Below are 11,896 nucleotides of genomic sequence, written 5' to 3'. Positions count from 1 at the left end.
ACTTTGTTGTATGTCTTATAAGACTTCCTTAGCATAATAAACTAATAGAGCGGGATAACCCGCTCTAATTAACCTCTGATACCTAGTTTCTCAATTAAAGAACGATATCTCTCAATATCTTTGTTCTGCAAATATCTGAGAAGATTTCTTCTTTGTCCTACCATTTTTAGAAGGCCTCTTCTTGAGTGATGATCTTTCTTGTGGGATTGCAAATGCTCATTAACTGAATTGATTCTGTGTGTAAGCAGAGCTATTTGAACCTCTGGAGAGCCAGTGTCCCCTTCATGCATTTTGTACTGCTCGATGATTCGATCCTTTTCAATCTTGTTTAACATTTATTGCACCTCCAAAAATATTTGTCCACCGATTGCCGCGCACTCGCCGAGGTACGAAAAGCTCAGCAACGGTACTCCTTAACATGGAAATTATATCACAAGTCATATCAATTGTAAATTGGATTTTGATCTGACATAAGCTATGTCCTCTTGCATTTTTCTCTTCAGATCCTCAGCACTGTCAAATTTGATTTCAGGCCTTATATACTCCATGAAGAATACCTCAATTTCAAGCCCATAAATAGACTGATCAAAGTCAAGGATAAATGTTTCCACCTTTAACTCCTGTTCGCTAAAGGTTGGATTTGTGCCTACATTTGTGGCACTAGGGTAATACCTGCCGTTTACTCTGGTAATCGTTCTATATACGCCTTTCCTTGGGACTACATACTTACAGGCTGGCTTCATATTAGCAGTTGGTACGCCAAGGTGCTTGCCAAGCCCCTTACCGTTTACTACTTCTCCCACTATGCCAAAAGGTCTGCCAAGAAGCCTATTGGCGTCCTTGATGTTACCCTCAGAGAGCAAGTGCCTTATTAACGTACTGCTTACAATTTCATCTTTATAGTAGACAGGCTCAACTACCCTGACTTGTATTCCCAGCCTCTTGCCTATGTCCCTTAGCATTCCCACATTCCCAGAGGCCTTATGACCAAATCGATAGTCTGTTCCTACAACCACAAGTGAGCAATTGAGCTTATTTATTAATATCTCCTTAACGAAGTCCTCAGGTGAAAGATTCATAATATGCTCATCAAACCTCATTGTGTATAGATTACGTACACCTAGTTTTTCCAAAAATTCATTTTTTTGAGAATTTGTACTTAGAAGTCTTGGCCCATTGCCATAGACGAAGGATTTAGTGTGGTTCTCAAAAATAAGCATGGACGGCTTCAAATCTTTTTCCTTTGCCTGCTCCAGCATTATTTCGATCAACTTTTGATGCCCGATATGGACTCCATCGAAGTTTCCTAGTGCAATAGCAGTATTGAACATGGTTTCATTAGTATTGTCCACATTGATTATTTTCATAGTAGTCACCTTGCAAGCACCTTTTCCATTTTCAATGACAAATCGCTTCCTTCTCCCGAAAGTATTCCTATACCAACAAACTTATTACCCGAATACACTCTTAACGGTGTGAACCTTGGTAAATCATTATGTCTTGGACTTACCTTTGAGGTAAGCCCATTTACTAGCTTATCAAATCTATCACTGTCAAGCTCCACAGCCTTCAGATGTGATAACGCTTTATCCAGTGGGGTTATTATTTTCTCTAAATCGTCTTTGTTGAAGTCTTTTAGGGTCTCAATACCCAGCGAATCATTGATCAAAAAACCTCCAGCCTGAGTTCTCATAAGGAAGCTCATGTGGCCAAATGTCCCTAAAGCATCTCCGATATCATCGCAAATCGTTCTTATATATGTCCCCTTTGAACACTTGGTTCTGAAAATTATCCTCTGATTTTCCAGAATATTAAGGATCTCCATCTCATATATCTCAATCTCTCTCGATTGTCTATCCATAACGAGTCCCTGCCTGGCAAGCTCATATAACTTCTTCCCCTCTACTTTCCTTGCAGAGTACATTGGTGGTATCTGATGGATCTTACCCCTATAGTTACTGAAGACAATATTGATCTTTGACTCATCAACTGTTATTTCTGATGAATCCAAAACAGTACCTGTTGAATCCAGGGTATCTGTCTTTGATCCCAATGTTAGCTCTCCGATGTATTCTTTCCGGGTGTCAGTAAGGTACTCTGCAATTCTGGTGCCCTTCCCTATACAAACTGGCAGTACTCCTGAGGCCATTGGATCGAGAGTGCCAGTATGTCCGATTTTCTTTATGCCTAATAGTTTTCTGAAAAAGTGTACTGCATCGTGGGAGGTCATCCCTGCAGGTTTAAAGAAATTAACAACTCCGTCCACAAGATCACCTGTCATTCTATGTGTCTTTTAATCTCTTCAGAAATAAGTGCAGCTGCTTCCTCCAATGTTGCAGAGATAGTGCACCCCGATGCCCGGATATGGCCGCCTCCGCCAAATGCCCCACATATTTTATTGGCATCGATCGGATCTTTTGTCCTGATGCTTGCCTTTATAAGGTTTTCATCAAATTCTTTTAATATACATGCTGCTTCAACAGATTCTGTGTCTCTTAAAAATTCAACTATCCCTTCAGTATCCTCCATGGAAGCACCAGTTTCCTCAAGCATTCTCCTGGAAACTTTTACAACAGCTCCCTTACCCTCAAACATAAGCTCCATTTCTGCCATTGCCCTTGAAAATAATCTGGTACGTTTGAGACTCCTTGTCTGATACAGTCTCTTATTTATTTCATAACCATTGATACCAAGGTCATACAAGCTTGCAGCAATCCTGTGAGTACTGGCAGTTACACTCTGATATGAGAATCTGCCGGTGTCTGTAGTTATAGCAGTATACAGGCAGGTTGCAATTTCTTCATCAATTGGCAGGTTAAGATCCTCAATTATTTCGAAAACAAGCTCCCCGGTGGATGATGCTTTGGGATCAACTAATAAAATATCTCCAAACATAGTATTGCTTACATGGTGGTCGACATTTGCAACGATTTTGGCATCATCAATAAGTTTTTGGTTCTCACCAAGTCTGGTTAGATCGCTGCAATCCAGAACAATCAATAAATCCAGTTTATCTCTTAGTTCACCGTATCCTGAAAGTCTTTCAATCCCCGGGAGAAAATTGTAGTCCTCTGGTATGATATCAGGCTTAATGAAATCAACCTTCTTTCCTAATTGGACAAGAGACATACCCAAGCCCAATACTGAGCCTAGATTGTCTCCGTCGGGATTAATATGAGAAACAACTGCAATATAAGCGCTGTTATCTATCGCCTTTAACAACTCGTTTTTTTCACTATTCATCGCTATCAGCTTCTCTTTCATGCATGCCATTATTGACCTCATCGATCAACTTTAACATATGGATAGCATGTTCAATGGTTTCGTCGAGATAAAACAAAGGTTCGGGAACATGTCTGAGATCGATCCGCCTGCCAATCTCTTTTCTGATAAAGCCTTTGGCACTTTCCAGTCCCTTAATTGTATTCACTTTTTCTTCCTCATTGCCTAAAACAGATATATATATCTTAGCAAATTTTAAGTCCTTTGTAACATTTACTCTGTTAACACTTGGCATCCCACTTATTCTTGGATCCTTTATTTCACTTAACAAAAGATCTGAAACGACCTTTCTAACTTCTTCAGAGATCCGGTTGATCCTCTTGTCGTTCATCTATCACACCTCTAATCTATTTCTACTTCCTTCATAAGATACGCCTCAAGGTTGTCGCCTTCCTTGATGTCGTTGAAATTATCGAGACCAAGTCCGGCTTCAAAGCCCGTCAGTACTTCTCTTGCATCATCCTTGAACCTCTTAAGGGATGACACTGACCCATCGTAAATTACGATGTCATCTCTGAGAAGCCTAATTTTTGCATTTCTTGTAATTTTCCCACTAACCACGTAGATTCCAGCAATAGTATTTCCATTTGGAAGCCTGAAGGTAGCCCTTACCTGAGCTCTGCCAAGGACTTCTTCAACAATCTTAGGTGCATGCATTCCCTTTACAGCTGCCTGTATATCCTCTATTGCCTCGTATATAATTCTATAGGTCCTTACATCGACATTCTCTTTCTTGGCAACCTCGATTGCATTGAGATTTGGTCTGACATTGAACCCGATTACGATTGCATTTGAGGCTGAAGCAAGCATTATGTCAGTTTCTGTTATACCACCTACTCCACCATGGATCAGATTTACCCTTACCTCATCTGTGTCCAGCTTTTTTAGTGATTGGTTAAGTGCTTCTATAGACCCTCTGACGTCTCCTTTTACGATTATGTTGAGGTCCTTGACCTCACCCATCTTTATTCTTTCAAATAAATCGTCAAGTGATACCTTTGAAGATTGCTTCATTTGAACTTCTCTCAGTTCATTTTTTCTAAGATCGGCGAGGTGTCTTGCTTCCTTCTCCGTTTCAACTGCGAAAAGTTGGTCACCGGCATTTGGAACCTCTGAAAGGCCAAGTATCATGACAGGAATAGAAGGTGTAGCATTTTTTACCTTCCTGCCTTTTTCGTCGAGCATAGCCCTGATCCTTCCACTGGATGTACCAGAAACGACCATATCACCCACTACCAATGTGCCTTTTTGTACAAGTACTGTTGCCATAGGACCCATTCCCTTGTCCAACTGAGCTTCAATTATCGTTCCAACGGCTTTTCTGTTTGGATTAGCCTTAAGCTCCTGCATGTCAGCCACGAGAAGTATCATCTCCAAAAGCTCTTCGATACCGAGCTTCTTAAGAGCGGATACTGGAGCAATGATTGTATCTCCACCCCAATCCTCAGGGACAAGACCGTTATCAGACAGCTCCTGCTTGACCCGATCCATATTGGCGCTAGGTTTATCGATTTTGTTAACAGCAACGATTATTGGTACTCCTGCTGCTTTAGCGTGTGATATCGCCTCTATGGTCTGTGGCATTACTCCATCATCAGCTGCTACTACAAGTATTGCAATATCTGTTACCTTAGCTCCTCTTGCTCTCATAGAGGTAAAAGCCTCATGACCTGGAGTATCCAGGAACACGATCTTTCTATTGTTGATATTCACAGCATATGCTCCTATGTGCTGAGTTATCCCCCCAGCTTCCTTGTCAGTTACATTAGTATGCCTGATCGCATCAAGAAGTGAGGTTTTACCATGGTCAACGTGACCCATTACAGTTACGACAGGCGGTCTTGATTGCAGGTCCTTCGGGTCGTCCTCAAAATCCAGAAGCTCAGCTTCTGTTTTTTCTACAACTGGTTCCAACAACTTAGCCTTAAATCCAAATTCGTCTGCAACCAAAGCAGCTATCTCTCCATCTACTGCCTGATTCTGGTTTACCATGACTCCAAGACCTATCAACTTGGTTATTACCTTTGAAGGATTTACTCCTAACTTCTCTGCCAGATCCTTGACAATGATCTCAGGCTCTATCTCTATTATTTTGATTTCACTTGAAACTATCTCTAATGAAGGAGTTTGGATATCAGGTTGTGGCTGTAATTTTCTTCTGTTGTCTTTGTTGCCCTTTTTACCTTTTTTCTTAACAGGTTTTTCAACCTCTAAAATATCTATAGCTTCGATTTCCTCTTCAATCTCCTTTACGGGCTCGTCTGGAGCCTTATTCTCTTCTGTAAGCAGTTCTTTTATAAGCTGAGCCTCTTCTTCTTCTATTGAACTCATATGGCTGTTGATCTTAAGGTCTAGTCCCTCGATTTTCTCCATGAGTTCCTTGCTGCTTAGATTAAGTTCTTTGGCTAACTCATATACTCTAACTTTTGTCATACACGACACCTCCTGTTTGATTAAGGCGATCCTCTACTTTTCAATTGCTTCCCTCAGCCTCATATAGATCTCCTCAGTAATTTCGGTTTCAAGATTTCTGGCGAATCTCTTAGATTTGTATGCCTCTTCGAAGCACTCCAGATTTGGGCATATATAGGCTCCCCTGCCATTAGCTTTTCCTGTTAGGTCAACGCTTACTTGGTTTTCATTGTTTTTCACAACCCTGATAAGCTCTTTCTTTGGTTTCATCTGGTTGCAAGCGATGCATCTGCGCAATGGGATCTTTTTAGTTTTCACGATATCACTCCTCGCTCCATTTCAGCATATTGGGACTCAGACTTAATATCAATTTTCCAATTGGTAAGCTTTGCTGCAAGTCTTGCATTTTGTCCTTCTTTTCCTATTGCCAGTGAAAGTTGATAGTCAGGAACCACAACAAGAGCTGATTTTTCTTTTTCATTAGGGATTACCTTAACGACCTTGGAAGGGCTCAGACTGTTTGCGATGAACTCTCCTATATTTTTGCTCCATATTACTATATCAATCTTTTCTCCACTTAATTCGTCTACGATTGCTTTTACCCTTGCTCCCTTGAATCCTACACAGGCACCCAGAGGATCAACTTCAGGGTTCTTTGAATAAACAGCAATTTTAGTTCTTGAACCCGCCTCTCGAGAAACTGAATAAATTTCTACTATCCCTTCGCTTATCTCTGGAACTTCAAGTTCAAAAAGTCTCTTTACAAGACCCGTATTCGCCCTGGAAAGTACTATCTGTGGTCCCTTTGTGGTTTTTTTGACCTCCAGGATCAACAGCTTTAGTCTTTGGCTCTGAGAGTATTGTTCACCTTCTATTTGCTCAGCAGGAGGCAGGATACCCTCAGTTTTGCCAAGATCGATGTAAACGTTGTTCTTAGAGATTCGTTGTATTTGTCCAGTGATTATTTCATTTTCCCGGTTTATAAACTCGTCAAATATGACGTCTCTCTCCGCATCCTTGATTCTTTGAATTACGACCTGCTTGGCAGTTTGGGCAGCAATTCTTCCGAAGTCCCTTGGAGTTATTTCTATCTTGACCACCTCGCCCAACTCATAGGCAGGGTTTATCTTCCTGGCCTCATCCAGTGATATTTGAAGAAGAGGATCCTCGATCGAGTCAGCAGAAACTACATCCTTAGTTGCATAAACCCTGACAGCGCCAGTGTCTCTGTTCATTTCCACCAAAACGTTCTGCGATGAACCAAAATTTTTCTTATAGCTGGAAATGAGAGCAGATTCAAGCGCATCAAATATTATATCCTTAGCTATACCCTTCTCTTTTTCTATTTCTTCCAGGGCGTTGATAAAATCAACATTCATCCCATTATTCCTCCTTAAAATTTGATTGTTAAACGAACCAGAGATACCCCATCCCTTGGGAACCTATACTCTCTGTCAGCAGTTCTTATATATATAGCGGAATCATCATATGTTTCCAGATTTCCTTCGAACTTTTTTGTCCCATCAACAGCTTGATAGAGGTGCACCTCGACCTCTTTGCCGAGGTTTCTGTCCAGATCCTTATCCGTTTTTAAAGGCCTGTCCAAACCAGGTGAAGACACCTCCAGGTAATATGCTTTATCTATCAGATCAAGTTCATCAAGCTTTTCTCCTAATTTTTCGCTCATAGCCTGACAATCATCCAGGTTTACACCACCAGGCTTATGGATGTATACCCTTAGAAAATAATCGCCATGCTCTTTTAAGTATTCCACATCGACAAGTTCATACCCAAGCTGATTAGTCAGCTCCTCTCCAAGCCTTTTTACACTTGATAATATATCCTTTTTACTCATGATCCACCTCCTGAAACCAGTCCATGACACAAATGAAGAGTGGGAAATCCCACTCTTGCCAAAATTCACTATATTTGTCTTATTTATTATAACACGGGAAGCAGTATAAATCAAATATTAAATAAGCTGATTTGATTATCCTGCGGCAGAGAATCAAGGCATCCGTGGTTTTGAAGGGCGTCGATGACAGGCCTTGTAGCTTTGCCTCTCTGTATCAGGTCTTGGATGGAAATAAATGGAGACAGCTCTCTTTCCTCAACAAGCTTCCTGGCTGCGTTTTCTCCTACTCCTTCAAGAGCCTTCAATGGTGGTATGATCCCTGATTCGCCAAGAAGAAATTTATCGCTGTGAGACTTGTAAAGATCAACCTTTTCAAAGGCAAAGCCTCTCGCAAACATCTCAATGGCAACCTCAAGGACTGTCAGTTGATTTTTTTCCTTCGAGGTTGCTGCATTACCTTTTTGTTCCAGTTCAATTATCCTCGATCTAACTGCACTCTCTCCTTTTGTTATCAGATCCGCATCAAAGTCAGCAGCCTTCGTGGTAAAATATGTGGCATAGAATGCTTCAGGATAATGAACCTTGAAATATGCGATCCTGAAGCTCATCGTAACGTATGCAGCAGCATGAGCCTTGGGGAACATATACTTGATCCTGTTACACGAGTCGATATACCAATCTGGGATGCCCAGATCCCTCATAGACTTTTCATCCTCCGCTGTGAGACCTTTACCCTTTCTAATCTTCTCCATGATGAAAAAGGCCTGTTTTTTCTCCATTCCTGCACTTATCAAGGAAAGCATGATGTCCTCTCTGGTGGATATAACCCTTGAAAGAGGAGCCACACCATTTTTGACAAGATCCTGGGCGTTATTGATCCACACGTCTGTTCCATGCGAGAGCCCGCTAATCCGGACCAGCTCAGCAAAGGTTGAGGGTTTGGTCTCTATAAGCATCTGTCTAACAAACTTAGTGCCAAACTCAGGGATTCCAAGTGTACCAACAGGGCAATTGATTTGATCAGGACCAGCGCCTAATGCATCAGTGCAGGTGAAAAGACTCATTGTCTCCCTATCGTCCAAGGGAATATTGACTGGATTAACTCCTGTTATATCCTCAAGCATTCTGATGATACTTGGCACATCGTGTCCGAGTATATCCAGCTTCAGTATTCTGCCGCTAATTGCGTGGTAATCAAAATGAGTAGTCACCACTCCGGATCCTTTATCATCTGCTGGGTATTGTACTGGAGTAAAATCATGTATGTCCTTGTAGTCAGGAACTATCATAACACCACCTGGGTGTTGTCCGGATGTCCTCTTTATCCCAGTACACCCCTTTAGAAGTCTGTTAACCTCTGCTTGATTGACGGGAATGTTCCTTTCCTCAAAGTACTTTTTCACGAATCCATAGGCTGTTTTATCAGCAATTGTACCGATAGTTCCGGCACGGAAAACCTTTCCTTCACCAAAAAGCTCTTCAGTGTACTTGTGAGCTTTGGATTGGTATTCACCAGCAAAATTAAGATCAATATCAGGCTCTTTGTCGCCCTCAAAGCCCATAAACACCTCGAAGGGGATATCCTGGCCATCCTTGATATATTCACAGCCGCATATTGGGCATTTTGCGTCAGGCAAATCGAATCCGGATGCAGCAGATTCGTCTACTTCAAACTCTGAGTTTTTGCAGCAAGGGCATATATAATGTGGAGGTAGTGGATTAACTTCAGTAATGCCACTCATAGTCGCAGCGAATGAAGAACCAACGGATCCTCTTGATCCAACAAGATATCCATCTTCAAGCGATTTCCAAACCAGCTTTTGGGCTATTATATACATTACTGCATAACCGTTTTTTATAATAGACTCCAATTCTCTGTCAAGTCGATCCTTTACAATTTTGGGGATAGGGCTGCCATAAACTTCCATTGCTTTGGTGTAGGTTATTGTTTTAAGCTCCTCATCCGCTCCATCAATCCTGGGAGGAAAGGTGCCGTCTGGTATTGGTTTGCATGTTTCAACCAGGTCACTTATAATATTGGGATTATCAACGACTAACTCATAAGCGACCTCTTTTCCAAGGAATTCAAATTCCTCAAGCATTTGATGTGTTGTTTTAAGATAAAGTGGTGCCTGAAAATCAGCATCCTGAAACTTCTGACCAGACATCAGAATTCTCCTGTATACCTCATCCTCGGGATCAAGAAAATGAACATCTCCTGTGGCTACCACAAGTTTGTTACGCTTCCTTCCTATTTCATAAATCTTTTTAATGATATCCTTGAGCTCCTGATCCTGACTTATTACTCCCTCTCTTATAAGGTGAGAATTATTCCCTATAGGCTGTACCTCCAGATAGTCGTAAAAATCAGCAATTTCATTAATTTCATTCTCAGATTTTCTGGAGAGAATAGCCTGATAAAGTTCACCAGCTTCGCAGGCGCTGCCAATCAATAGGTCTTTTCTATGTTTTTCGACTAAAGACTTTGGCATCCTCGGTTTTCGATGAAAATGGTCTATGTGGGAGGCAGTAATGAGTTTGTAAAGCTCCTTGAGACCTCCTTGGTTTTTGGCAAGAATTACGGCATGGTACATATCTCCTTTTGAAAAATCTGATCTATATGCCATTTCATTTAATGCGGATATTGTATTGATATCCTTTTCATCAAGCAATTTTAAAATATATGCCAATATATCTGCAGTTGCTTTTGCATCATCTACTGCTCTGTGATGGTTCAACAGCTCTACCTTAAGATGTTTCGCTACTGTATTCAGCTTATGGTTCTTTAAACCAGGGAAAACAATCCTTGCCAGCTGCAGGGTATCGAGAACTGGATTTTTTACATCCAATCCAATAATTCCCAGGCTCTCCCTGATGAATCCTACATCAAAAGAAGCATTATGAGCTGAAAGAATACTGTCTCCAACAAATTCCAAGAATTTAGGAAGTACTTCTGCAATTTTAGGCTGTCCTGCTACCATATTGTTGTCGATTCCAGTTAGCTTGACTATGTTTTCAGGTATTAACACTTCAGGATCAATAAGCTGACTGAAGGTTCCAACCACCTCACCTCTTTTCAGTCTGACGGCACCTATTTCTGTTATCCTATCATTTCTAGCAGATAATCCGGTTGTTTCAATGTCAAATACTACTATGTCATCGAGAGGAATATCTTTAGTCCATCCTGTAACTATATCATTTCTGTCATTTATTAGATAAGCTTCTACACCATAAATTATCTTGATATCCTTATCCATTTCCATGGCATCGGGAAATGCCTGCACGACACCGTGGTCAGTTATCGCAATAGCTGTATGGCCCCATTCAATTGCCCTCTTGATGAGAGACTTGACTGGAGTGATCCCGTCCATTGAACTCATATTCGTATGAAGGTGAAGCTCTACCCTTTTCTTCTGAGCTTTGTCCTTAATGCTTTCCCTTTCTTTAATTTCCATAGATTTTGCCATAATGACAGTTTCTTTTGAATAACTGTCGTATACCACGTCACCGTCGATCACAAGGTCAGTACCTGGCTTTACAGTCGCTTCAAATGCCTCGACCTGATCCTCGTTCAAAAAAAGCTTTACAGGGATCGAATTTGTTCCATCCGATACATAAATTATGCCAATAGCTCTGTTATCCTTTATCCTCTTCAGCTCTGACTGGAACACAGTTCCCTGTATTGCTGCGTTTCCGGTTTGAAGGTTAATATCAATTATGTCTATGATCTCTTTCCTGATTTTCTTACCAATAGAGAAGCTTTTCGGTGCACCTTTCTTTTTTTGCTCAGGAACCTTCGCTATTATTTCCTTAAGAATCTTTCTTTCCTCAAGCTCTTTCTCCAGAAGATATTCATCTGAAGCTTCCAATTCACCATATCTGAACTGAAGACCTTTATCCCTTTCTTTCCGAATAATCTCTGATAACTCTACTTTGAGCCCATTCCTGGTTACAGACTGATAAGCAAGATAATGAGGCAACTGAATTATGTAATCACCTTCAGCAATCAAAGCAATATCCCCCAGCCATGATAAGCTGGAGGGTATATGTTTTCTTATTTTATTTTTAACAAGCTCCAACAATGCATCCTCAGTGTTTGCTAATCCGGATTCTTTGTATTCTATAGACACTTTGAAGTTGTGAAACTTTTCACTGAATTGTTTTAGTATTTTATCCTTGTCATTTGAACTGAGTGTAAGACTGTTCTCCAGATAAAGCTTCATTGTAAGCTCTTCACGATCTATCTCTACACGTATAATTTTGACATTGGATTTTATTGATTCTTCAAGGTCACTGTCTGGAAGCAATTCTCTTAAACTGGTCTTAATTTCTGTCATCCGTAACGCT

The 11,896-nt window shown here is 40.9% G+C and carries 10 protein-coding genes; all 10 read right to left on the bottom strand.

Going from position 1 to position 11,896, the window contains the following annotated elements; translation table 11 throughout:
• Nucleotides 1–68 precede the first annotated feature (68 nt).
• The gene (gene rpsO / locus EC328_RS05660) at nt 69–335 is read right to left on the bottom strand and encodes a 30S ribosomal protein S15 (protein ID WP_128425889.1); all 267 of its coding nucleotides are present in this window, start codon (nt 333–335) and stop codon (nt 69–71) included.
• Nucleotides 336–437: 102 nt separating this feature from the next.
• The gene (locus EC328_RS05655) at nt 438–1,367 is read right to left on the bottom strand and encodes a bifunctional riboflavin kinase/FAD synthetase (protein WP_128425888.1); all 930 of its coding nucleotides are present in this window, start codon (nt 1,365–1,367) and stop codon (nt 438–440) included.
• A 5-nt stretch (nt 1,368–1,372) separates the two neighbouring features.
• Entirely contained in the window at nt 1,373–2,281 is a 909-nt protein-coding gene (truB, locus tag EC328_RS05650; protein WP_240671452.1) for a tRNA pseudouridine(55) synthase TruB, read from the bottom strand.
• Nucleotides 2,278–3,273: a DHH family phosphoesterase gene (locus EC328_RS05645; protein ID WP_164906041.1), complete on the bottom strand. Its 996-nt coding sequence runs from the start codon at nt 3,271–3,273 to the stop codon at nt 2,278–2,280. The genes truB and EC328_RS05645 overlap by 4 nt, the downstream gene beginning before the upstream one ends.
• The gene (rbfA, locus tag EC328_RS05640) at nt 3,236–3,613 is read right to left on the bottom strand and encodes a 30S ribosome-binding factor RbfA (protein ID WP_128425886.1); all 378 of its coding nucleotides are present in this window, start codon (nt 3,611–3,613) and stop codon (nt 3,236–3,238) included. The genes EC328_RS05645 and rbfA overlap by 38 nt, the downstream gene beginning before the upstream one ends.
• An 11-nt stretch (nt 3,614–3,624) precedes the next feature.
• Nucleotides 3,625–5,715 carry a translation initiation factor IF-2 gene (gene infB, locus EC328_RS05635; protein WP_128425885.1) on the bottom strand — a complete coding sequence of 697 codons (2,091 nt, stop codon included), beginning with the start codon at nt 5,713–5,715 and terminating at the stop codon, nt 3,625–3,627.
• Between the two features lie 33 nt (nt 5,716–5,748).
• The gene (rnpM, locus tag EC328_RS05630) at nt 5,749–6,012 is read right to left on the bottom strand and encodes an RNase P modulator RnpM (RefSeq protein ID WP_128425884.1); all 264 of its coding nucleotides are present in this window, start codon (nt 6,010–6,012) and stop codon (nt 5,749–5,751) included.
• On the bottom strand, nt 6,009–7,073 hold the full coding sequence (gene nusA / locus EC328_RS05625; protein ID WP_128425883.1) for a transcription termination factor NusA: 1,065 nt from the start codon (nt 7,071–7,073) through the stop codon (nt 6,009–6,011). The genes rnpM and nusA overlap by 4 nt, the downstream gene beginning before the upstream one ends.
• A 14-nt stretch (nt 7,074–7,087) precedes the next feature.
• Nucleotides 7,088–7,549, bottom strand: a complete 462-nt coding sequence (locus EC328_RS05620; protein ID WP_128425882.1) for a ribosome maturation factor RimP — start codon at nt 7,547–7,549, stop codon at nt 7,088–7,090.
• 110 nt (nt 7,550–7,659) lie between these two features.
• The gene (locus EC328_RS05615; RefSeq protein ID WP_128425881.1) at nt 7,660–11,886 is read right to left on the bottom strand and encodes a PolC-type DNA polymerase III; all 4,227 of its coding nucleotides are present in this window, start codon (nt 11,884–11,886) and stop codon (nt 7,660–7,662) included.
• Nucleotides 11,887–11,896 lie beyond the last annotated feature (10 nt).

Origin of the sequence: Gudongella oleilytica (genome assembly GCF_004101785.1) — a bacterium.
Lineage (GTDB): Bacteria > Bacillota > Clostridia > Tissierellales > Tissierellaceae > Gudongella > Gudongella oleilytica.
Note: the sequence above shows the minus strand (reverse complement) of the source record. Positions and strands in the feature narration are given on the sequence as shown.

Excerpts from the sequence above, each read along its gene's own strand:
- rpsO (WP_128425889.1), bottom strand. The coding sequence starts at position 335 with ATGTTAAACAAGATTGAAAAGGATCGAATCATCGAGCAGTACAAAATG.
- rbfA (WP_128425886.1), bottom strand. The coding sequence starts at position 3,613 with ATGAACGACAAGAGGATCAACCGGATCTCTGAAGAAGTTAGAAAGGTC.
- EC328_RS05645 (WP_164906041.1), bottom strand. The coding sequence starts at position 3,273 with ATGGCATGCATGAAAGAGAAGCTGATAGCGATGAATAGTGAAAAAAAC.
- nusA (WP_128425883.1), bottom strand. The coding sequence starts at position 7,073 with ATGAATGTTGATTTTATCAACGCCCTGGAAGAAATAGAAAAAGAGAAG.
- truB (WP_240671452.1), bottom strand. The coding sequence starts at position 2,281 with ATGACAGGTGATCTTGTGGACGGAGTTGTTAATTTCTTTAAACCTGCA.
- EC328_RS05615 (WP_128425881.1), bottom strand. The coding sequence starts at position 11,886 with ATGACAGAAATTAAGACCAGTTTAAGAGAATTGCTTCCAGACAGTGAC.
- EC328_RS05655 (WP_128425888.1), bottom strand. The coding sequence starts at position 1,367 with ATGAAAATAATCAATGTGGACAATACTAATGAAACCATGTTCAATACT.
- infB (WP_128425885.1), bottom strand. The coding sequence starts at position 5,715 with ATGACAAAAGTTAGAGTATATGAGTTAGCCAAAGAACTTAATCTAAGC.
- EC328_RS05620 (WP_128425882.1), bottom strand. The coding sequence starts at position 7,549 with ATGAGTAAAAAGGATATATTATCAAGTGTAAAAAGGCTTGGAGAGGAG.